Genomic DNA, 20,630 nt, shown 5'->3' with positions numbered 1-20,630 from the left:
CATCCGGCAGGACCCGGACACCGGACGGTGGCGGATGCACGACCTCATCCACGCCTACGCCACATCCACGCCTACGCCACCGAGCAGGCCCAGCAGAGCGGCGAAGACCTGCTCGGCAGGGGTGCGGGGCCCGGGACCGCGGGGCCATCGGGTACGGTCACGGTTTCACGTCCGCTCAGTTCCGGTGACGGTCCGTCCGGATCGCCACCGGGGAGCGGTGAGTCCCACCCGAACCGTGTACAACCCCCTAGGGAGCTTCCTCGTGCACCAACTCCTGCGCCGGAGCGTTCCGGCCCTCGCCGCCCTCGGCATAGCCGTCGGCGCTCCGCTGCTCACCGCCGGCACCGCCCAGGCCCAGGCCGAGCACGGGTGCGGCGCCGTCGGCGTCCAGTTCTCCGTCGACGGCGGCAAGGGCTGGATCTCCGACGGCCGGATGTCCCAGCCGCATGGCGTCATCCAGGTCCGCCTGGTCGGCGACGTCGTGGACGGCTGCGACTACCGGGTCTCGCTGGCCTCCTACGACACCGAGGGGCCGACCTGGGCCACCTCGGGCAAGCAGACCTTCCTCGGCTGGGCGACCACCACGCTGCGCAGCGGGAACCGCCAGGCGACCCTGGACGTCTCCGCCCACCTGCCGAAGTGCTACGGCCAGATCGACCTGTACAACGGCGACAAGAAGTTCGACGGCGTCGCCAACCCCGCGCCGAGGTACCCGGACGGTGTCTTCCCGGACAACCTGATCTCGGCCTGGAACGGCGGCAAGGCCTGCGTGCCGACGCCGACCGGCACGCCGACCGTCCCGGTGCCGACCTCCTCGGTGTCGCCCACGGCCACCGCGACCCCGCACCCGACCGGGACGCCCACCGCCACGACGACGCCTTCGGCCACCGCCACCGCGACGGCCACCGCCTCGCCCTCCACCACCGCCAAGCCGTCGGCGCCGGCCACCACCGGGACGCCGTCCAGTGGCACCCCGTCGACCGCCCCGGCGGTGCCGGCGCCGTCCGCCCCGGCGGACACGACCGGCCCGGTCGGCAAGCCGACCGCCAATCCGGTCTCGACCACGCCGGCCAGCACCCTGGCCAGCACGGGTGGCAACAGCAGCCAGATGATCGTCTACGGCGCTGGTGGGGCCGCGCTGCTCGCCGTCGGCGGGGGCGCGCTGGTGATCGCCCGCCGTCGGGGCGCCCGCCGCTGACGCGGCACCGCTGAGGTACCCAGGACGCCCGCGGTCCCCGGACCGCGGGCGTCCGTCGTCCGTTCACCCCGGACGGTCCGGACGGCACGCCAGAGCGGTGGGTGAGGTCGGTGCCGATCTGGCCGAGCGGCCCCGCCCGGCCAGACCCTCGCGGCACTCCGGGTCAGCTCAACAGCCCGTGGCGTTGTAGTTCCAGAACGCGGCCCTGGTTTGCGGTCCGGCGATCCCGTCGGGGGTTCCGGCGTTGTAGCCAGTGGCGTTCAGGAACTTCTGCAGCGCCGTGATCGTGTTGGGTCCGACGGCGCCGTCGACGGTACCGGCGTTGTAGTGCCAGGCGTTGAGCATCCTCTGCGCCGCCGCCCAGCTGTTGGGGCCCAGCTGCCCGTCGGGGGTGCCGGCGTTGAAGCCCCAGGCGTTCAGGCAGCTCTGCCAGTTCATGGCCCTGTCCGTACTCAGGCCGAGGTTGTTCACCGCGAGGATGGAGGCGTCCTGGACGCTCGCCGCAGGCCTGACGGCCGGTCGGGAAGCCGCGAAGCCCGCACTCGCCCCCGCCATGCTGCCGGCGGCTATGCCGACCGCGACGGTGACGCTGACGAGGGTCCTGGCGAAGGCGTTCGATCGCATGCGTTTGCCTCTCTGATGTCCGGTCGGTCGCCTCGGGATCCGGATGGGCGACCACAGGGGCACTGTGTTCCCTGCCCCAACAGCATCGGTCGCGGCCACCGGCGACGTCGTCCTGTTTCAACCTGGCGTGAACAACGACGTATGGGAAGAATCGGCACCCACAGCGGCACACCGGACGGGCGGCGGAGGACGGATGGTCTACCGGTTCCACTTCACCGGCGCCGACCTTGCCCGCACCCGCGTCGCAACGTCGGTCCCGCCGCTGGAAGAACTGAGCATCGCGCTGCGCGTCCTACAGGACCGCAACCAGGCACTGCGCTTCGGCGCGTGGCGCCGCGAAGTCTGGGCCCGCCTGCCGCCCCAGGCGCGCATGGTGCTCGACCTGGCACCCCGCCACGGATGGGCGCCTGCCTTCCTGAGCCCGCGAGGAATCGGCAGCGTCCCCGAGTTGCTGGAGCAAGTCGCCGCCACACCGTCAAAACAACTCCGGGCAAACCTGGCCCGGATCGCCGAGCGGCAACGCATGCCCGGCTGGGCCTCCGGGTTGGGCGACGACCCCGAGGTGCTACGGCAGCTTGTCGACGCCCTCGGCCGGGTCCACGCAACCGTCCTGGCCCCGTACTGGCCCCAGGTCACCGACCAGGTCGCGGCCGACCTGGCCGTCCGGTCCCGTGAGCTCCTGCACGGCGGTGTCGAGCGGCTGCTGACCGGGCTGTGCCCGCCGCGTATCCGGTGGCGGGCACCCGTGCTGGAGGTCGACCTGGTGTCCGGACTGGAAGGTGACGTCCACCTGGGGGGCCGGGGCCTGCTGCTGATGCCGTCCGCGTTCGCCACGCAAGCACCCGTGGTCGATCCGGATGCCGAACCCCAGCCCATCCTGACCTACCCCGCCCACCGCGATGAGAAGGCCGGCCCTCTGACCCTCATGACCCCGAGCGCAACCGACGGCACACCGGCACCACTGGCCGCGCTGCTGGGCCGAACCCGCGCCGCCGTACTGCGCATCATCGCGCAACGCCCCGGCTGCACGACCGGTGAGATCGCCACGGCCCTGGGCGTTGGCCCCTCCAGTGCCAGTCAGCACGCCACCGTGCTGCGCGAGGCCGGCCTGATCACCACACTTCGCCACCACAACACCGCCCTTCACACGCCCACCGCCGCCGGACTCGCACTGCTGGACACCGCGTAGGAGGCACCATTGAAGTGTCTCCGTCTTCAAAACGTGCTGGTCAGCGGGGCTGGCGTGACGGTCCTTGCCCGTGCCCGTGCTCGTGCTCGTGCTGGTGGGCGGGAGTCTGCGGTCTTGATCGTCTGACGGGGCGGTTTCCCCAATTCCCCCGCCACGTGACCCGTGTCCAGGCGCGGCACGGCCGGCTACGCCGGCGCGGCCACCAGCTCCAGCGTGGCCGGGGCGGGCAGCACCAGCGGGCCCAAGTCCTGTGCCGCACGGGCTTTTTCGCAGCCCGGGCAGTCCAGCCGGCCCGGGCCGGCCTTCTCCCGCAGCGCACCTGCGTCGGCCGCCCGGCAGCAGGAAATCGGTCTCGGTCGGCCAGGTCCGGCACAACAGCTGGGGCGGGCGTCGGTCCGCTGGTGGCGGGTCAGCCGCTGGCGTGGGCGGTGTTGTCGATCCAGTGCCGGGCAAGGGCGGTGTCGCCCTCCACGGTGATGCCGGTGGTGTCGTGGCCGGTGAGCGGGAGCCGTCGGGTCAGGGTCAGCAGGAGCGAGCGTGCCGGGCCGGTGACCGTCACGTCGGCGGGCTGAATCCGAGGCTGCCACCTCGCCCCGTCGGCGTGCCGTTCCACGAACCAGGCGCCCGCGTCACCGGGCATGTCGGTGGCGAGCCACTGCAGGGTTTGCCCCGAACCGCTGATCGCTGTGGCGGACTCCGGGCGCTGCAGCTTCCACGTGGGGGAGGCGAGCATGGTGAAGTGGTTGCCGATGAGAGCCGCCGCGATGTCGGCGTCGATGTCGGTCAGTCGGTCGGCTTCGCGGACCGTGTTGGCTGCGGCGGCCGCGTCGAAGCCGTGGACGACGGCCTCGTTGAGGAGGCTGGACATCCAAAAAAGCGCTCCCGGCCGCTCGTCTCCCGCGGCGTTGAACACCGGCGCGTCCAGCGCGTCGTCCGAGCACGCGTTCGCGGCCCGCCGCGCGGACTCCGACAGCCACGTCGGCCACTCGCGGGGGTCAGCGGGGAGTACGGCCAGCTCCGTGGGCAGCTGTGCGGGGTCGTTGATGCGCCGCTCGATGATCTCCGCGACCCAGTGCTGGGTCCGGCCCACGTGCTCGACCAGGTCGGTGACGGTCCACTCCGGAGCAGTCGGAACCGCGGCGTCGGGTCCGGCCAGGACGGCTGAGGCCGCCAGACGCTCCGTGTGCTCGACGATCGTCCGGCGGGCGTGTTCCGCGTTCAGCTCGATCATCTTCTTCGTCCCTTCGGAAGGTGCCGCTCCAGCGGTCACCGGGAAGTCCGTTGTCGCCTTGCACAGGAGAAGACCACGCCCGCGCGGGAAACTCATCGCTCACCCTCCGAAAACTTTTTCCGGCCATCACCGTGCCGGCCCCACAGTCGACCGTCAGCAGCCCCTCCCGTCCGGACAGCGACGACGGCAGCGGACGCGCAGCAGGCGAACCGCGCGACCCGGGACGACCACACGGCCGCCACCAGGCCGCCGCCAGGCCGCCGCCAGGCCGCCACCAGGCCGCCGCCGCGGCGTTCTACCGCGTGATCGACGCCGCCCACGAACGCCGGTCCATGATCGTGACCAGCAACATCCACCCGGCCGGCTTCGACACGATCACGCCCAAGACCATCGCCACCGCGGCGGTCGACCGGCTCCTGCACCACTCGCACATCGTGCTGACCGAGGGCACCAGCCTCCGGCTCGCCCGGGCCACCTACGGCCAGGGCGTCGTCCCGCTCACGTGAGCCGGAGTTGGGGTCCGGCCGGATCCCAACACCGACCGGACCCAATGCCCAACCCGGCCGGTCCACCGCGGCGCTGGGTTGCCAACGGCCTGAGACGGGTGGGTCGGTGAGCATCGCACACCTCACGAGATGCGCGGCCTCGCCCTGCCGATGTCACCCCGTTAGCCCGAGCCCTACCGGTGCTCGGGCAGACACGACCTGATGCCCGGGGCATGGGGCGGACCCGCTCGGCCGGGTTCCCGCCCCCGAGCTCGGGATCAAGCGAGCGCGATCAGCCGGTACACCGGGTCCGGTCGGGGTGTGTCCTGGTCGGGCAGCGCGGCCAGGCCGCGGAGGATCTCGGCGATCTCGTCCGCGGTGGCCTCGCGGCTCCAGGGAGAGCTGCCGGCTGCGATGCGCTCGCTCCACTGGCGCGGGCTGCGTCCCTGGCCGGCCCCGACGAACCTCTCCTCGGCGACCGGTCGGATTCCGCACCCGGCCGCCAGGCGGGCCACCCGATCGAACTGATCCGCAGCCCGCGGAGCGTACTTCCCGCGTACTGCCGCCGCCACGGCGGCTACATCGCTGTCGACGTGGAACGCCGCTTCGTCCTTGTCCACCGTGGTGACCACCGCGCCTTCGCGACGGATCACCCGCGCGGCCTCGGCGACAACCGGCTCCGCGTCGGCAAGCAGGTGGAGCAGCCAGATCAGGACCACCGCGTCCACCCGGGCGGTTGCAATGGGCAGGCGTGCGGCATCCCCGAGCACGAGCGCCCCGGGAAGACGCCCCGTCGCCATACTCGTCATCCCCGGCGAGCGGTCGAGGCCGATGACCGTGCGGGCGGGGTGCGACAGCCTTCTCGTCACGATGCCAGTGCCACAAGCCACGTCCACCACGGTCCGTGCGGCGTCCGGCAGCAGTCGCTCGATCGCTTCCGCAGCCGCGGCGGCACGAGCCTCGCCTCCCCGAGAGGCGTCATACGACTCCGCCTCGACGTTGTAATCGATCACTCGCCTCAACTTAGTGGAGGACACGCCCGGACGAGTGACTCATGGTCATACCGCAGCGGGAGATGACTGTCCGCCTGCGAGGATCACGAACTGTCCGCCTACCCGGACGGACCAGTGGCCGTGGACATCGTCGGGCTCGTCCCCGTCCTGGGCGGTGTCGTGGTCGGCGTCGACCGGGGTTCCGTCCTCGAACGGCGCGTCTCCGCCGTCGCCGCACGAGCAATCGAGAGTCAGGAGTCGGCCTCTGCGTCTCGCGCCCATTCCTCGCGCGGTCGCAGCCGCGCCAGGAGCCGTTGGGCTTCGTCGCGGACGCCGGCGTCCTGGTCCGTTGCCAACTCGCGGTACTGCTTGATCAGCCGGTCTGCGCGTTCGGTCGTCATCCATTCGGGGTTGCCGTCCAGGGCGGCTTGGATCTCATCCGCAGTCCAGGTTTCTGACGCGTAGCTTCTGGCCAGCAGCACGCAGCGGAGTCCGGTGGTGTCATTGCGTTCGAGCAGGGCCACCGCCGTCTCCTGGATGACCGCGGTGTTCTGAACATCCAGGAGGAGGCGGTGAAGGACGTCCGTCACCTCGTCGATCCTGTCCGACATCGCGAGCCGCCGCCCGGCAGCGGCGCGAACGGACCAGGCCGGCGAGTCAGCATTCTGAACCGCCGTGTCCAGCTCTTGATCATCGAAGGGTGCCATGTCCCCAGCCTGCCAGGAACCCCGGCGATCTCCAGATGATTTGGGCTAGCCTCGCTGCTGCTTGGCTTTGGTCTGCGCGAGGCGGGCCGTGCTACGACGAGGGGCCCGACGTCTTCGGCTCGTACACCCAAAGGCGATCGACAAGCGTCGTTGTGCTCTGTCTGGCCGTCAACCCCGATCGGCCGGGCGGCCCTGTCCCGCTCCCCAACTGGCCCGACGAGTACGGTCAGACCGGCTGACGTTTCACAGGTTCCGGCGGACCTGGAGGGGATTCCCGGGGCGCTGCTGCCCGAGGCGCGTGGCGCCAGTACCGGGGCGGCCGCCGTGGAGGCCGTACGAACCTTGAACAGCTCCTAAAGCAACGGTATTGCGGCTCGGCCGCCCCGGACCACCGGCGGCCGAGCCGTCACCACTGCCTGCCGCGCCTGACCAGGACCGCCAGCACCACCACGGTGGGCAGTTTGATCAGCAGGGACACGGCAAGTGCCGCGTACGAAGCGCCCTCGCCCTCCAACGTCACCACTTCGATCAAGGCACCGAGCAGCATCAGGGCCACGCTCACGGCCGCGGCCCACGCGACCGACCGCGAACGCCACACCAGGAGAAACGCGGTGACGATCAGTGCGGCACACTGGAGCAGGTCCTCCGCGCCGATCCACATCTCGGACCAGGTCCCGAGCCACGTTCGCCCTGCCGTATTCGACCCGAGCAGCGCCACCACGACCAGGGCACCGGCCAGCACCCTGCGCCGACGCGCCGACTCCGGATCGTCGGCCCCCAGCCGGTCGAGCAGGTCTCGCAGCGGCCGGTCCTCACGTATCCGACTTCTCATGACCGCACCATATCGCCGCGGTACCGCGGCCCGGGCACCCGGTCCGACTGCACCTCCGCGCAGTGGCGCAGCGTGGCGGCGGCCACGGCAGCGTCGGCGGTGGGCAGTTGGGCGATGCGGTTCGCGTGGGTGCGCCCGGGACCTGGCAGAGGTAGGAGTCCTGCGAGCCGGCTCCCAGCGCACCAGGTGCGGGCACGTTCCAGCGTCGGCAGGTGTCGGCGTACACCTGTATCTGGCTCTGGCAGGATTTTCGTAGGCGGAGATCATTTCGTCCCGGCGGTGGGCAGGAGAGCGGCCGGACCACGTACCCGTGGGAGCTCGCAGGGGCGGCGGCGGTCGAGCGGGCCTGGGCGGAGTCGGTACGGCGCGACAACCCTGGCAGCAGCTCACCCCACGTATAGTGCAGGCGTTTTGGGGAACTGATGTTCACGTCGCCGAGGAGGCCGTTGTATGGAGCCCGTCACGCTGATCACTGGTGGATCGACCGGAATCGGTGCCGCGACCGCCCGCACCCTCCTCGAGCAGGGCCACCGTGTGGCGGTCACCGGACGTGACGCGGGCAAGCTGGCCGCCTTCGCCGCTTCGGCCGGAGCGGGTGAGCGGCTGCTGACGATCACCGGCGACGCCGCCGAGGCGGAGGACGTCGCCGCCGCCGTGCGCCGCGTGGTTCAGGCGTGGGGCCGACTGGACAACGTCATTGCCAACGCCGGTTTCTCGCTGCCCGGCAACCTGGAGAGCCACGCCCCCGAGGACATGCGCGCCATGGTCCTCACCAACGTTCTGGGCCCGGCCCTGCTGGTGCGCGAGACCCTGCCGCAGCTGAGGGCATCCAAGGGCCGGATCGTGTTCATCGGTTCCGTCGCCGGGGTGCGCAACACACCCGGCAACCTGTACTCGGTCACCAAGTGGGCTGCGCACGCGCTGGCCGAGAACACCCGGCTGCTGGTCGGCAAGGACCGCGTCGGCGTGACCGTCATCGCCCCCGGAGTGGTGGACACCGCGTTCTGGGCCGAGCGCGGCGGCACCCCTGAGGAGGCGATGACCCCCGAGCAGATCGCGGCCACGATCGCCTTCGCGCTCAACCAGCCTGCGGGCGTGGACATCAACCAGATCACCATGCGGCCGACCGGGCAGCTCGGCTGACGCGAGTACGGCGATCGAAGCGGAGCTGAAAGCCGTCGTCCGCGATGCCGAGGGCGTCGTGGCGCAGCTGGAGGAGGCGTACGGCCCCGGGGCGCGGCTTCAGTTCCCCGCACCGGTGCCCAGGCGGTGCCAGGCGTGGCCGCACCCGTTGGCGCAGAACCGAGCCCTCCGCCGCTCGTCAGCCACGCCGAGCAGTGCGACCAACAGCCGGAACGCCTTGACGCGCTCGTCCTGCCGCAGATTGACGATCTTTGTGAGCTGCTCGGTGAGGTGCCCGCGCGTGAGCAGCACGGCCGGGGTGTGGGTGGGCCGGATCCCGGCCCTGCGGATGCTCTCCGGTCCGTCCTCGATGACGGCGCGGGCCTGGATGCAGAACCCTGCCAGGTCGCGCAGGACTTCGAACTTCTCGGTGCCGGCCAGACCCTCGAACCACTCGACACCCTGATCAAGCGGACGGACGCCTTGCGCCGGCCCGTTCAGGACCACCGCGCGCTCGTCCATCCCACCCCACCTCCACAACGCCCCGACCCATCAACCTTGCACGGTCGCGGCTCCGACCGCGCCGGCCGGAACCGCCCCCGACGGAGCGCGCACACCCGGTGCTGCGACTCATCGCCCGATACCTGCGGCGCTGCACGCACACGCCCTCGCGCGCACCGGACCGGCCGAGCGGGCCCGCGCCAGTGCGCGTCCTGACCGACGCGCCCCTCCCCCGCGACGCCTCGCTGATCCCGGGCGCCCTGGACCGCTTCAACACCGGCATCGACGACTGCCGCTCCCCGGCCGTTCCGGTCCGTGCCCGGCAGCCGCCGCATACTGCCCGGGACTCACTCAGGCCAGGGCAGTGGTGTCGGTGGTCGCGCCCAGGCCTGACGCATCCCGAAGGCGCTCCCCGGCGCCGGTACGCCTGGTGGTTCCGGACCACCAGGCGTACCGGCTGTCAGGCCGCCGGGCCGTCAGGCGGCCGCCGTGGCCTGGCGGACGGCGGGGCCGACGGGTTCGAAGCCCTTGACGATCAGCCGCAGGGCCAGCGTCACCTCCCAGACGAACACCGGCAGTGCCGCCAGCGACCCCGCGGTCGAGACCTGCTCGTAGCGGCCGAACAGTACGGCGGTCGCCGAGGCGCAGATCAACGGCCCCCCGACCAGCCCGAGCACCGCCACGAAGCGCGGCACCAGCCGTGCGCGGTACAGCAGGCAGGCGAGCACCAGGGTGTTGGCGCCCAGCACGAAGTTGGGCCCGATGAGGAAGGTCCAGTCGTGGACCGCCACCAGGGCCCGGCCCGCCGTCCGCACCGCAGCGGCGTCGGAGCCCGTGGCGCCGGCTGCGAAGTCCTGCCGGAGGGTCACCACCGACAGGACGCCGATGATGCCGACGACGATGACGGCGGCCTCCAGCAGGCGGGCACAGACGTAGCCGAGTGCGGCTCCCTCGTGCTGCCGCCGCAGGACGGGGTACAGCGTGACCCCGGTGCCGACGACCGCCGCCGCGAGCAGCAGTTCGAACAGCGCCCCGAGGAACACCCTGCCGTCGGCGCCGGGGCCGGTCACGTAGTCGGCGCCCTTCAGGACGGGCCCGTACAGCACGAGGCCGCCGACCGCGGTGATCTCGGTGACAAGGAACAGGACACCCGCGACGACCGCGGTTCCTCTGGTTGGGCTCACCTGGACACTCCCCTCGAAAGGTGTACGGCGTACACCTGGCACTCACGGTAGGCGTACGCCGTACACTCGTCAAGCCGGAACACCGGTCCGGCAGTCGAACCGAGGGAGACCGGCAGATGGCCCAGCCGACGGACGCGGCCCGACGGGCCCCCCTGAGCAGGGACCGGGTGCTGCGCGCGGCCGTCGCGCTCGCCGACGGGACGGGGATCGAGGCGCTCAGCATGCGCCGGCTCGCCCAGGAGCTGGGCGTGGTGCCGATGGCGCTCTACAAGCACGTCGCCAACAAGGAGGAGCTGCTGGACGGCATGGTCGACGTGGTGGTCGGCGGGATCGGGTCGCCGGACCTCGGCCCCGACTGGCGCGCCGCCGTCCGCGGGCGGATCCTCGCGGCCCGGGAGGCGCTGCGGAGCCACCCCTGGGCCCTGCAGGTGATCCGGTCCCGGAGCGGCCCCACCCCGGCGCTGCTCGCCCACATGGACGCGGTGATCGGCAGCTTCCGGACCGGCGGGCTCTCGGTCGACCTCACCCATCACGTGATGCACGCCCTGGGCAGTCGCATTCTCGGCTTCACCCAGGAGGTCTTCGACGCTCCGCCCGCCACCGCCACCGCGCCCGGTACTGGGCCCGACCCGCGTGCCGCCGAGCAGGACGCGGCGTTCCGGCAGCTGGCGGAGCGGTACCCCTACGTCGCGGAGCTGGCCGGGGCAAGCGCCCACGACGACGACTCCGTGGTGGGCCATGGCTGCGACGACCAGTTCGAGTTCGAGTTCGCGCTCGACCTGCTGTTGGACGGCTTCGAACGGCTCCGGCAGCAGGGCTGGACCTCGTCCCCCGCCGGCGGACGGGCCGACTGACCAGACGCCCACCAGACCCGGCACGGCGGAAGGCCTGCGGGGCGCGGGACCGGACGCCACGTCCGGCCCTCGCTCAGACTCCTCGCCCGCCACGCCGACCGCTCGACGGTGGGCACGGCGTTCCCGCGGCAGGCCCAGCGCAAGGCCCGCCGCAAGTACGAGAACCGCGTCAGCATCCGCACGCCGGCCGGGCCAGGTGCCGGCCTGCGGGTCCGCGACCGGGCAGCCGGTCGGCCGGAGACGAGGGCGACCCCGTTCCCGAGGTCGTCGCAGACCTCGGTCCAACCAGCCAGGCGGCCGCGCTGTTCGAGAGCCCGGACGCCGGGGGCGGCTGGCCAGGTGAGGTGACCAGGCCGTCACCGAGGGCGGAGTCACGGCGCGCCTCACCCAGGCCGCGATCGGTGGGCTGCGTCCAGCCGGTGGCCTGGCTCAGGCTGGGCACCGGCACCTCGTCGGGAAGCCGCCTGAGCGACCGGAGCGACCGGAGCGACCGAGGCCGCGGATTGGTCGGTGGCGGCGCGGTGGCGGCCGGCCCGGTGGAGCACGACCGGGCCGAGGTCGCCGGTTGTGAAGGTCTGGGGCCGCCGAAGTGGTCGGCGACGAACCGGCCGGGTTTCCCGATGGAGCGGTCTCCCACCACCTTGCGGACGAGCAGCGAGTGACGGAGGCAATGGGCCGGCCGGCTGCCAGAGCTCCCCAGGAACCAGACGCTTCGATAGATCAGCACCCCCGACCGGCATCATGGCGCACGAACATCAAGCCACGTGGGACAACCTCTAAGCCACCTCTAAGCCTTGATTGGCGCGGCCGATCTGGCGACCTGCTCGATCTTCGCGCAGTAGGCCGCACGGGCCTCCTCGTCGATTTGCTTCCCGTGTTCGGGGCGCACCCCGGTCCGGCCGTCGAGGCTCTCGCGCAGGATGTCGGCGTGCCCGGCATGCCGGTTGGACTCGCCGAGGACATGGACCATGACGGCGAACAGGTTCGTGTTGGGACAAGGCTCCGGCCACCACGGCACGTGGCCGGGGGCGTCGAGGGGAAGCTCGTTGATCGTCGCGTCCGAGTGTTCCCACGTGCGCCGGTAGAACCCGATGATCTGATCGCGGGTCTCGTCCTCGGTCGCCCACAGATCGCTGCCGTCATAGTCCTGCCACCGGGGCAGCGGTTCCGGGGAAGGGCGGTCGAAGACCTCGCCGAAGTATCTGGCCTCGACGGTGGCCACGTGTTTGACCAGGCCGAGGAGGTTGGTCCCGGTCGCTGTCAAAGGTCGGCGGGCGTCGTATTCGGACAAGCCGTCGAGTTTCCAGAGCAGCGCGTTGCGGTCCCGCCGCAGTCTCCCGTGCAGGTTGTCTTTCGCGAATTCATCGATCATGCGGCATGAGCCTGCCATGGGCTGCTCGTGGTCTCAAGATCCCGTACGTGGTCCGCAACGACTGGCAGAGCCGAGGCCTGGCCATGGCCACCGCCCTGACCTGCTACAAGAAGCTCTGAAACTTGCCACGTGAGACAACCTCCTAGGCACGGACTGTCCCGGTCCTCGGGCAGTGGTTCCGGATCACCCGTGTCGGGCTTCCGGACCTGCCGATCTGGTGGGTTCTCGCCGTCCTGAAGACCGGCTCGCCTTCAGCCTCCGGCCGCGCCGGGCACCGCGGTCTTCGGCTCGGAAGCCCCGGGCAGTCCGCCGGATGGTTCCGGGGGCGGGCTGCCCGGGGTCGCGCCGGACGGGCCGAGGGAGCCCGCCGGCGCGATGGGGAGGGATCCTGGCTCCCGGGTGGGGCCGCGTGGGCCCGGGCCGCCTGCTCACGCGGCGTCGATGCGGGTCTCCAGGTCACGGAGTCCCGTGCACCACCCGGCCCGGGCGGGGCAGCGGGTGGCGCGGGACGGAGTGGGTCACTTGGCGCAGGTGAGCTGGGGGCCGGCCCAGTCGGCGTGGTCCCAGCCGTTGTTGTCGCCGCCGTTGGTGACGGCCAGGCGCAGGGTGGTACCGCCGGTGAGGTCGGCGGTGAGGTGCTTGGCGGGGGTGGTGCCGCGGATCGAGATCGGGTGGCCGTCGCCGCTGCGCCGTTCACCGTTGCCGGTGTTCTTCTCGACCGGTCCCCAGCCGCCGGTGGCCCTGGTCCAGGGCAGGTCGGTCAGGGAGGTGGTGGGCCGGGTCGGCGTGGGGGTCGGCGTGGGGGTGGGGGTCGGCGTGGGGGTGGGGGTCGGCGTGGGGGTGGGGGTCGGCGTGGGCGTGGGGGTCGGGATGGGCGTGGGGGTCGGGATGGGCGTGGGGGTCGGCGTGGGCGTGGGGGTCGGCGTGGGCGTGGGGGTCGGGATGGGCTGGGCTGAGTACTCGGACGGCGGGAGCGTCCACTTCTGACCGGCCGAGTCGGTGCAGTCCTGGGTGGAGACGCGGTTGCCGGTGGCGGTCAGGCAGCGGCCGGACTGACGGTTCTTGAGGAGGTGCGCGGTCGGGTCGTAGGTCCAGAGCTTGGCGGGGTCGGTGACCAGGCCATCGGGGTCCTGGCCCTGGCACGGGCCGGAGGTCACGGTGGCGTCCTGGCCGGCGAGGCAGTCGTCCCGGGACAGGCGCAGGGTTCCGTCCGCGCCCATGACCCAGGCCTGGTAGTCGCCGCTCGTGCAGGCGGCCAGGTCGACCGCGGGATCGTGGGGGGGCGCGCAGGCAGGTGTCGCCGTTGCGGACGAAGCCGCGGGTGGTGTTGCCTATCGCGCCGCGCTGGACGGCTCCCTGCTTGGTGGTCTCCGCCGACGACTTGCACTTGGTGCTGGCCTGCTGTCCGCTGATCCTGGCGGCGTAGGTGCCGCCGTTCGCCCGGGGCGCGCCGAGCGCGACGGCGGCGGTGGGCTGGTTGTAGCAGTTGGACTTCGGGCTGCTCCACTCGAAGTACTCGGGCGGCCTGGCGTTGATCCAGGCGGCGCGGTCGTCCAGGTTGTCGAGCGCGTCGCTCATGGAGTGCCGTCCGGCGCGGCCGTACCGCCACCACACCGGGCCCGGCGCAGGTCGGGGCCGGCGGCAGGGGCGGCGGCGGGCGCGGCGGCGTAAGGCCTCGGGGCGGGTGTCCGGGAGGGCCGAGAGCAGGCGGATTGAGCCACAGCGGAATCTGGGATCAGGCATTGAAAAACCGGAATCCGGGTTCATACTTGTGGTATGTCGGACGAGCGGGAACCGCGTACGAGCTGGACGTTCCTGACGAACCACGCCCGTGTGCTGTTGATGATCTCGCGTGACGCGGAAGTGCGGTTGCGAGATCTCGCCGCAGTATGCGGAGTGACCGAGCGGGCCGTTCAGGGGATCGTCACCGATCTTGAGAACGCCGGCTACCTGACCCACACCCGGCATGGACGCCGCAACCACTACCGCGTCGTACACGGTACGCACTTCCGCCACCCTGCCGAGGCCCCTCACGAGATCGCCGGTCTGCTGGCCCTGTTCGCCGATGTCGATCCTGGTTCCGGCCCCGGTACCGCCACCGCACCTTCCAGGGGTGATCATCATGACGAGTACGCGTGAGCCCGCCCCCGACCTCCTCCGGCGCAGCGCCGCACCGTGTCCCTGTGGCGGGCGATCGCGGAACCGGGCGTCCGGACACGTCGAGGTCCTCGCCGGCCACCGCGCCGGTGTAGGGCACCCCGCCCCGGGCGCCACCCCCGGCGGTCCGGCCGCCGACGGGCCCGGCTGCTGAGAAGGGCGGTGAGTTCGGTGCTCCAGCCCAGCGAATCCGTTCTGCGGGTCACCACACCGCGCCTGCGAATCACCACGACGCGCTCCGGGACGGCCGTGACCGTCCGTCTCGACGGTGAAGTCGACCAGGGCGACCGCGGCATACTCGAGGACGTCCTCGCGAAGGCGCTCGCGGACAGCCCCGCGCGGCTGATCATCGACCTGGCCGGGCTGACCTTCTGCTACTCCGTGTGTCTCAACGCCCTGCTCACCGTGCGGCTGCAGGCGGAAGCCGCGGGCGTGAGGATGGTGCTGGCCGCGCCGCCGGCCCAGACCCGGCGACTGCTGGAGATCACCGGCGCCGACGAGGTCTTCCCCATCCACGCCACCGTTCCCGTCGCCCTGCTGGCCGGCGCCGGCCGGCAGCCACGCTGAGGGGGCCCGCCGTGGACGCCCCCGCGCGGTACGCGGTGACCCTGCCCGGACTGCCCGGCCGGCACGGCCCGCCGGAAGTCGTCGTCGTCCACGCCACCGGAACGGTGACAGCGGACGGGGTACCGGTATACGCGGACGAAGCCGGCACCTTCCGGGTGGAGATCACCGGGGAGGTGGCACGGCCCCTCACGGAACCGGCCGGGCCCGGCCGGCACACCTGCCTGCACGCCGTGCCACTGCCCTGACGCCCCCTCGGACGGCGCGCCAGGCTCCGCCGATGGGCTTCCCGCCGATGGGCTTCCCGCCGATGGGCTTCCCGCCGTGGGCATGGTCAGGGCGGTCGAGCAGGTCGTCCATGAGGCGGAACTCCAGCTCACCGACGGGCCGTGGGAACTCGCCGCGACCGACTCCGCGCTCGGCCGCCGGACGGCCGCGGCTCTCCACCGTTGCGGGGAGGTGGGGTGGGGTGAGGTGGCGGTGGTGCCGCCCCGGGTCAAGCCGCGGTGGTGAGGTCGGCGCGGCCGAACAGGAGGGCGTAGCCGCGGGGCAGGCCGGCGAGGAGACGGTCAGTGAGGTGCTCCCCGGCGAGGTCGCTCAGGGCCGCCAGGACAGAGGAGACGTCCCAACGGGCGCCGGTAAGGCTGGTGTTCAGGGCGCGGGCGACGGCTTCGACGAAAGCGGGTGCGGCGACCGGCTGGGGCAGCGGGATCTGCGAGACGAGGACGGCGCGGGCCCGCTGGGGCAGGGCTTGGGCGAGGTCGCAGCGTTCCTCGCCGGTGAGCTGGGAGCCGAGGACGGAAAGGACCGCGTGCAGGACGCGTTCGGCTTCCTCGTCGCAGGTGTAGCGGCCGAGGTTGCGGACCTGCTGGAGAAGGAGGCGGTACCGGGTCATGAGACGGTGGCCTTCCGGGGCGGTGGCCGGCCGGGCAGTTGCGGCGGCACGGGGCGGATTTCAGGGGCGGTGGCCGGCCGGGCAGTTGCGGCGGCACGGGGCGGATTTCAGGGGCGGTGGCCGGGCTGGGGCCGGCCGAACAGGAGGTCGTAGCCGGGCGGCAGTTGGAGCAGGACACGCTCGGTGAGGTCGTCTCCGGCCGCGTCGGCCACGGTGGACAGAACGGCGCCGATGTCCCACAGGGCCGTGGCTTCGGTGGCGCCCTCGATCCAGGCCGCGGTCGCGCGCACGAACCGCTCGGACGTGAGCGGCTCGGCGGCCTCCAGCGGGTTGAGCAGGATCAGGGCGAGGGTCTCGGGCAGCCGGGCCGCGAGGTCGGCGCGGACCTGGCCGACGAGGTGGGCGCCGAGCAGGGCCAGGACGACACGCGCCGCCCGCTCGGCCTCCCGAGGGGTGTCGTACTCACCGCGTTCCTGAACCGTGTCCAGGAACGCTTCCCATCGAAGAGTCACCGCAGTTCTCCCTCCGTCCCACGGCCCGGGCCGACGCGAGGCGGCGCCCCGGTCAGGGCTCCACGGCCAGGCGCCGGTGCAGACCGGTGAGCTTGAGCAGCCGCACCACGCGGCGGCCGGCCCCGCGCAGGGCCAGACGAGCGCCGCGCCGGTCGGCCTCGTTGCGGGCGTGGACGAGGGCGCCCAGGCCCGCGCAGTCCATGAACGTCACCTCCGACAGATCGAGTACCACCTCCCGGTGTGACTCGAGCGCGGCGGCCAGCGCACGGCGCAGCGAGGGGGCGGTGTCGAGGTCGATCTCGCCGTTCGCCCGTACCACGATGGGTTCGTGCCGCTGGTCGCGCATGGTGGTCTCTTGCTGGGGGCCCGGCCGGACACCGTAGTGCCGGAACGTGCTGGGCCGGGTGGGTCGTCCGGCCGGGCGGGGGCCGTCCCACAGGGCCCGGGGGGGGTCGGTGCGGGACGGCGGTCCGGTGGGAGGGGTCAGGCCTGGATCTGCTTGCGGCTTCCGCTGTGGCTGATCTCGATCTTGCGGGGCTTGGCCTTCTCCGCGACCGGGATCTTCAGCGTGAGCACGCCGGCGTCGTAGTCGGCGCTGATCCCCGCGGGGTCGAGGATGTCGGAGAGCATGACCTGGCGGGAGAAGACACCGAGCGGGCGCTCGGACAGCTCCCACTTCACGCCCTCGCCCTCGTGGCGGGGACGGCGCTCGGCCTTGACGGTCAGCGTGTTCCGCTCGACGTCGATGTCGATCGCCTGCGGGTCCACCCCGGGCAGGTCGAAGCAGATCACGTACTCGTCGCCGGTGCGGTACGCGTCCAGCGGCATCGGGGCCGGCCGCGACCAGGTGCCGTTCGTGCCCAGGAACTGCTGGGTCAGCCGGTCCAGCTCGCGGAACGGGTCAGTGCGCATCAGCATCGCGAAACACCTCCACTGATCGAATGGGTGCCAGTGCGCTTCACCTGAATCTGTTCTAGCATGTCATCCATCCGATGACAAACACCTGGGTCGCCAAAGGAGTGACAGCTATGGGACAGCAGCCCGACACCTCCGCCACCGGCAGCGGCCCGCCCACAGGACCGGCGTCCTTCCTCGCCGCCGCCGCCGCGCTCGCCGCCATCGACGACGCCGTCCGCAGCGCCCAGAACACCACCCCGCCCACCCGGTCCGGCGCCGGTGCACCCGGCGAGGGCCCCGAGCCCGCCCTGGCCGCCCTGGTCCTGCTGCGCGAACTGCGCACCGAACTCGCCGGCTGGGAAGCCGGCCTCGTCGAGAACGCCCGCGACGCCGGCGCCACCTGGGCCGACCTCGCCCAGCCCATGGGCGTCGCCAGCCGCCAGGCCGCCGAGAACCGCTACCTGCGCCTGCGGCCCGCCGGGCGGACCCGCGCCGCCACCGGAACCGGGGCCGAACGCGTCAAGGCGGTCCGCGACCGCCGGGCCGCCGACCGCGCCGTCACCGCCTGGGCCCGCGACAACGCCGCCGACCTGCGCGTCCTCGCCGCGCAGATCACCGCCGCGCCCGGCCTGGCCCCCCGGGCCGGTACCGCACTGGCCGCGCTCACCGCGGCCCTCGGCACCCCCGACCCGGCCGACCTGATAACACCCCTCGCCGACATGCGGCCCCACCTCACCGCCACCCACCCGGACCTCGCCACCCGTCTCGACGACCTCACCGACCGCACCGAACGCCTCCGCCATGACAGCGACCAACGACGCACCTGACCCCCTCACCACCCGGGACCGCTGGCAGCACATCGAAGACCGGCTCACCGCCATCGAACGCCGCATCCGCGAGCACAGCAGCGCCGCCATCGCCACCATCGACACCTGCCTGGCCGGACTCGACGCCCTCCGCCACGACCTCGCCCACTGGCCCCGGCCCCCACAAGCCGCCCCCGCACCCCCGGCCGTCCCGCCGCAAGGTCCTCCGGGCAGCCCGCCCGCACCGGCCGGCCATCAACGCACCCCGACCGCCCCAGGCGGCCCGCCGGACAGCCCGGCCCAAGGCCAGGCGATCGTCCGGGAACCCGCATGACCGCAGCACACCGCCGGACGCCGACCGTCCGGGCGCTGCGGAGGGGCCGGCCGTTCCGCAGCGCCGGTTCGGCGGTGCACGGGCTCAGTGCTGTGCCGGCTGGAACAGCGTGTCGTCGTAGTCCGGGAAGACGGCCGGCATCGCGCGGCGGAACGCGGTGACCTCCGCACTGTCCTCCAGACCCCGGCAGAGGGTCTGGGGCCAGTACCAGAAACCACGGGAGGCGATCAGCCGTTCCAGGTACGCGTCGAACGAGTACCCGGTGTCGTACAGCTCCTCGCCGAGGTAGTGGTAGTGGACGGTGTCGAGGGGGGGAACGAAGGCCGTGCAGGCTTCGGGGACGAACCTGTCGAAGGGTTTGACGGCGCGGAATTCCTGGTCCTTCGCCGAGTGCCAGGTGACGCCCTTCCAGTCGCCGAAGACTTCACGCAACGGCAGCAGGTCGATCACGCCCTGATCCGAGAGGTCGTTGTTCAGGAACTCGGGAACGGTGTGCCGCCACGTCAGGCGGACCGCGCCGACCTCGCGGTAGAAGGCCTCGACACCGCCCGGGAGACGGCCGTCGGCCAGGCGGGTGGCGAGCTCGATGTCGTCCGGTGAGGTCGGTGGCTCGACGGTGGCCTCCAGGAGCTGCACGCGGGGGTTGCGGTCCAGGTCGGCGATCATCGCGGTCAGCCGGGCACGGGGGTTGATCACGTACGTACGTCTCCTTCGGCGCTTTCAGCGACGACAGCGGGTGCGGTCGGTTCTACATCCGGTTGTTCTCGATCTCCCACGCGTCGCCGCGCAGCTCCTTGCCGGTGGTGTCGTAGACCGTGTACTCGGCGTGGACCTTGCCCGCGAGTTTGTCGGCGTAGTTGGTGTCGATGTCGGTGTCCACACCGGGGTCGCCCGTTTTGAAGTCCTTCGCGGCGGGGTGCTTGCTGTAGTCGGCCTCCACGTAGTACTCGACCACGTTGCCCTTGTTCAGCACCTCGTCCTTGACGTCCTTCTCGACCTTGGCGTGGTGCGCCGAGTTCGCGGACGCGGTGATCGGCGTCATGTTCTTCATGACGCCGGGGCCACCGACGTTGTGGTTGAGCAGGTGCCCTTGCACCATGTAGTTCTTGAACCAGGTGCCGGTCGTGCCGGTCTTGGGCCACCAGGACGGCTGCTCCTTGGGCACGGAGCCCGTTCCGAGCTGCCCGGGCCAGAGTTCGGCGTGCATCGTGGTGCCGACGCCGTTTGCGTTCACTCCGCCGTAGCTGACGTACGCAGCGCCGGTGAACGCCCGCTGTACCGACAGCTCCTGTGCCGGGGACGGAGACCCGACGGCGGCCCGTTGGACGGCATCGGGCACGGGCCCGCTCAGCACCCGGACGGCGTTCGCCTCGGCGGCGCGCTCGAAACGGTCGCCGGGGTCGCTGACGGACAGTCCGCCGCCGTGGTCGGTGCCGGCCACCGGGCCCGACCGCTGCTGGATGACATGGGTCAACTCGTGTGCCAGCGTGTGCCTGTCGGTGCCGCCGCGGCCGAGCACGACGTGCTCGCCGGAGGTGTAGGCGCGGGCGCTGATCTCGGCCGCCGAGTGGGCCGCGGCAGGGCCGTCGTGGACCCGCACGCTGCTGAAGTCGGCGCCCAGACGGGCCTCCATCTCCTCCCGCACGCCGTCGGCCAGCGGACGGCCCGGCGACCGCAGCACCTGGTGGACCGTCGAACGCTGGACCGGTGCTTCTTCCGACTCCTGCTGCTGCCTGAGCAGTTGGACAACGGCAGCATTGCCGATGGTGCGCTGCAGCGCACCGATCGAGCGGGGCTCCAGCGGCGCGGACTGCCGCTGTGCGGTCGGCCGGCTGCGGTCACGGCGCTCGGACTCGCCCCGCGGTTTCTGGTCATGCGCGTGCACATGCACCTCCTGGACAGGCGGTTCAAGCCGCGGTCGCTCTGTGTCCATTCCGGTCTATAACGGGCTCCGCGGCTCGCACAAGGGCCCGAGGGGCAGTGTCGGGGGCAGCGTCCGGGGAACCTGGAGGTCGTCGTGCGCCGTTCGGCCGGCCCGCCGGGTCAGGAGAGGGTGGGGCAGCCTGGCTGGTAGGGTCCGCGGTTCAGGGGCCGCCCGGCGAACGGTGCCGGTTCCCCTCTTCCCCGTGGAGAACAGCGAGGTTCGGCACCGCATACGCAGGTCGAACCCCTAC

26 protein-coding genes are annotated in these 20,630 nt (G+C 72.0%); 11 read left to right on the top strand and 15 right to left on the bottom strand.

Features of this window, described 5'->3' with window-relative positions:
* The first annotated feature begins 217 nt into the window (after positions 1-217).
* Positions 218-1,198 (top strand): LAETG motif-containing sortase-dependent surface protein, encoded by a 981-nt coding sequence (locus tag ACZ52J_RS35525; protein WP_465624696.1) that lies wholly within the window; start codon positions 218-220, stop codon positions 1,196-1,198.
* A gap of 168 nt (positions 1,199-1,366) precedes the next feature.
* On the opposite strand, the gene ACZ52J_RS35520 is transcribed toward ACZ52J_RS35525, so the two are convergent.
* Positions 1,367-1,822, bottom strand: coding sequence for a peptidoglycan-binding domain-containing protein (locus ACZ52J_RS35520; RefSeq protein WP_465624694.1), 456 nt, complete (start codon positions 1,820-1,822; stop codon positions 1,367-1,369).
* Between the two features lie 43 nt (positions 1,823-1,865).
* On the opposite strand from ACZ52J_RS35520, the gene ACZ52J_RS35515 reads away from it, so the two are divergent.
* Positions 1,866-3,011 carry an ArsR/SmtB family transcription factor gene (locus ACZ52J_RS35515; RefSeq protein WP_465624692.1) on the top strand — a complete coding sequence of 382 codons (1,146 nt, stop codon included), beginning with the start codon at positions 1,866-1,868 and terminating at the stop codon, positions 3,009-3,011.
* Positions 3,012-3,420: 409 nt separating this feature from the next.
* On the opposite strand, the gene ACZ52J_RS35510 is transcribed toward ACZ52J_RS35515, so the two are convergent.
* Positions 3,421-4,242: a maleylpyruvate isomerase N-terminal domain-containing protein gene (locus ACZ52J_RS35510; protein ID WP_465624690.1), complete on the bottom strand. Its 822-nt coding sequence runs from the start codon at positions 4,240-4,242 to the stop codon at positions 3,421-3,423.
* Positions 4,243-4,373: 131 nt separating this feature from the next.
* Between ACZ52J_RS35510 and ACZ52J_RS35505 the strand changes: the two genes are divergently transcribed.
* Entirely contained in the window at positions 4,374-4,748 is a 375-nt protein-coding gene (locus ACZ52J_RS35505) for an ATP-binding protein (protein ID WP_465624688.1), read from the top strand.
* Positions 4,749-5,005: 257 nt separating this feature from the next.
* Here ACZ52J_RS35505 and ACZ52J_RS35500 read toward each other — a convergent pair whose 3' ends face one another.
* The 3 genes from ACZ52J_RS35500 to ACZ52J_RS35490 all read right to left on the bottom strand — a co-directional run bounded on the left by ACZ52J_RS35500 (position 5,006) and on the right by ACZ52J_RS35490 (position 7,258).
* On the bottom strand, positions 5,006-5,740 hold the full coding sequence (locus ACZ52J_RS35500) for a class I SAM-dependent methyltransferase (protein WP_465624686.1): 735 nt from the start codon (positions 5,738-5,740) through the stop codon (positions 5,006-5,008).
* A gap of 230 nt (positions 5,741-5,970) precedes the next feature.
* Positions 5,971-6,426 carry a hypothetical protein gene (locus ACZ52J_RS35495; protein WP_465624684.1) on the bottom strand — a complete coding sequence of 152 codons (456 nt, stop codon included), beginning with the start codon at positions 6,424-6,426 and terminating at the stop codon, positions 5,971-5,973.
* Positions 6,427-6,832: 406 nt separating this feature from the next.
* Positions 6,833-7,258, bottom strand: coding sequence for a hypothetical protein (locus tag ACZ52J_RS35490; RefSeq protein ID WP_465624682.1), 426 nt, complete (start codon positions 7,256-7,258; stop codon positions 6,833-6,835).
* Positions 7,259-7,708: 450 nt separating this feature from the next.
* On the opposite strand from ACZ52J_RS35490, the gene ACZ52J_RS35485 reads away from it, so the two are divergent.
* Positions 7,709-8,401, top strand: coding sequence for an SDR family oxidoreductase (locus ACZ52J_RS35485; protein ID WP_465624680.1), 693 nt, complete (start codon positions 7,709-7,711; stop codon positions 8,399-8,401).
* Positions 8,402-8,500: 99 nt separating this feature from the next.
* Here ACZ52J_RS35485 and ACZ52J_RS35480 read toward each other — a convergent pair whose 3' ends face one another.
* Both ACZ52J_RS35480 and ACZ52J_RS35475 read right to left on the bottom strand, forming a co-directional pair.
* Complete coding sequence (locus tag ACZ52J_RS35480) at positions 8,501-8,902, bottom strand: DUF5958 family protein (protein WP_465624678.1); 402 nt, start codon at positions 8,900-8,902, stop codon at positions 8,501-8,503.
* A gap of 455 nt (positions 8,903-9,357) precedes the next feature.
* Entirely contained in the window at positions 9,358-10,065 is a 708-nt protein-coding gene (locus ACZ52J_RS35475) for a DUF4386 domain-containing protein (protein ID WP_360506752.1), read from the bottom strand.
* Between the two features lie 116 nt (positions 10,066-10,181).
* On the opposite strand from ACZ52J_RS35475, the gene ACZ52J_RS35470 reads away from it, so the two are divergent.
* Positions 10,182-10,919 (top strand): TetR/AcrR family transcriptional regulator, encoded by a 738-nt coding sequence (locus ACZ52J_RS35470; RefSeq protein WP_465624675.1) that lies wholly within the window; start codon positions 10,182-10,184, stop codon positions 10,917-10,919.
* Between the two features lie 787 nt (positions 10,920-11,706).
* Here ACZ52J_RS35470 and ACZ52J_RS35465 read toward each other — a convergent pair.
* Positions 11,707-12,291, bottom strand: coding sequence for a DinB family protein (locus ACZ52J_RS35465; protein WP_465624673.1), 585 nt, complete (start codon positions 12,289-12,291; stop codon positions 11,707-11,709).
* Positions 12,292-12,809: 518 nt separating this feature from the next.
* Positions 12,810-13,550: an NPCBM/NEW2 domain-containing protein gene (locus ACZ52J_RS35460; protein WP_465624730.1), complete on the bottom strand. Its 741-nt coding sequence runs from the start codon at positions 13,548-13,550 to the stop codon at positions 12,810-12,812.
* Between the two features lie 517 nt (positions 13,551-14,067).
* Between ACZ52J_RS35460 and ACZ52J_RS35455 the strand changes: the two genes are divergently transcribed.
* From ACZ52J_RS35455 to ACZ52J_RS35440, 4 genes are all read left to right on the top strand, one after another.
* Positions 14,068-14,430, top strand: a complete 363-nt coding sequence (locus ACZ52J_RS35455) for a helix-turn-helix transcriptional regulator (RefSeq protein ID WP_465624671.1) — start codon at positions 14,068-14,070, stop codon at positions 14,428-14,430.
* A 36-nt stretch (positions 14,431-14,466) separates the two neighbouring features.
* Complete coding sequence (locus ACZ52J_RS35450; RefSeq protein WP_465624670.1) at positions 14,467-15,015, top strand: STAS domain-containing protein; 549 nt, start codon at positions 14,467-14,469, stop codon at positions 15,013-15,015.
* Positions 15,016-15,026: 11 nt separating this feature from the next.
* On the top strand, positions 15,027-15,260 hold the full coding sequence (locus tag ACZ52J_RS35445) for a DUF6296 family protein (RefSeq protein WP_465624668.1): 234 nt from the start codon (positions 15,027-15,029) through the stop codon (positions 15,258-15,260).
* A 76-nt stretch (positions 15,261-15,336) separates the two neighbouring features.
* Entirely contained in the window at positions 15,337-15,525 is a 189-nt protein-coding gene (locus ACZ52J_RS35440) for a hypothetical protein (RefSeq protein ID WP_465624666.1), read from the top strand.
* Here ACZ52J_RS35440 and ACZ52J_RS35435 read toward each other — a convergent pair.
* From ACZ52J_RS35435 to ACZ52J_RS35420, 4 genes are all read right to left on the bottom strand, one after another.
* Positions 15,509-15,907: a DUF2267 domain-containing protein gene (locus tag ACZ52J_RS35435; RefSeq protein ID WP_465624664.1), complete on the bottom strand. Its 399-nt coding sequence runs from the start codon at positions 15,905-15,907 to the stop codon at positions 15,509-15,511. The genes ACZ52J_RS35440 and ACZ52J_RS35435 overlap by 17 nt on opposite strands.
* Before the next feature lie 107 nt (positions 15,908-16,014).
* Positions 16,015-16,419, bottom strand: coding sequence for a DUF2267 domain-containing protein (locus tag ACZ52J_RS35430; RefSeq protein ID WP_465624662.1), 405 nt, complete (start codon positions 16,417-16,419; stop codon positions 16,015-16,017).
* A gap of 52 nt (positions 16,420-16,471) precedes the next feature.
* Positions 16,472-16,765: an STAS domain-containing protein gene (locus ACZ52J_RS35425; RefSeq protein ID WP_360506728.1), complete on the bottom strand. Its 294-nt coding sequence runs from the start codon at positions 16,763-16,765 to the stop codon at positions 16,472-16,474.
* A gap of 137 nt (positions 16,766-16,902) precedes the next feature.
* Positions 16,903-17,337 (bottom strand): Hsp20/alpha crystallin family protein, encoded by a 435-nt coding sequence (locus ACZ52J_RS35420; RefSeq protein ID WP_465624660.1) that lies wholly within the window; start codon positions 17,335-17,337, stop codon positions 16,903-16,905.
* Positions 17,338-17,447: 110 nt separating this feature from the next.
* On the opposite strand from ACZ52J_RS35420, the gene ACZ52J_RS35415 reads away from it, so the two are divergent.
* Positions 17,448-18,143, top strand: a complete 696-nt coding sequence (locus ACZ52J_RS35415) for a hypothetical protein (RefSeq protein WP_465624658.1) — start codon at positions 17,448-17,450, stop codon at positions 18,141-18,143.
* On the top strand, positions 18,118-18,456 hold the full coding sequence (locus ACZ52J_RS35410) for a hypothetical protein (protein WP_465624656.1): 339 nt from the start codon (positions 18,118-18,120) through the stop codon (positions 18,454-18,456). Before ACZ52J_RS35415 ends, ACZ52J_RS35410 begins: the two co-directional genes overlap by 26 nt.
* An 84-nt stretch (positions 18,457-18,540) precedes the next feature.
* Here the strand turns inward: ACZ52J_RS35410 and ACZ52J_RS35405 are convergent, their stop codons facing one another.
* Entirely contained in the window at positions 18,541-19,152 is a 612-nt protein-coding gene (locus ACZ52J_RS35405; RefSeq protein WP_465624654.1) for a hypothetical protein, read from the bottom strand.
* Positions 19,153-19,204: 52 nt separating this feature from the next.
* The gene (locus ACZ52J_RS35400) at positions 19,205-20,341 is read right to left on the bottom strand and encodes an eCIS core domain-containing protein (RefSeq protein ID WP_465624652.1); all 1,137 of its coding nucleotides are present in this window, start codon (positions 20,339-20,341) and stop codon (positions 19,205-19,207) included.
* Between the last annotated feature and the right edge of the window lie 289 nt (positions 20,342-20,630).

The sequence above is a fragment of the Kitasatospora sp. NPDC034035 genome, assembly GCF_055575755.1.
Note: the sequence above shows the minus strand (reverse complement) of the source record. Positions and strands in the feature narration are given on the sequence as shown.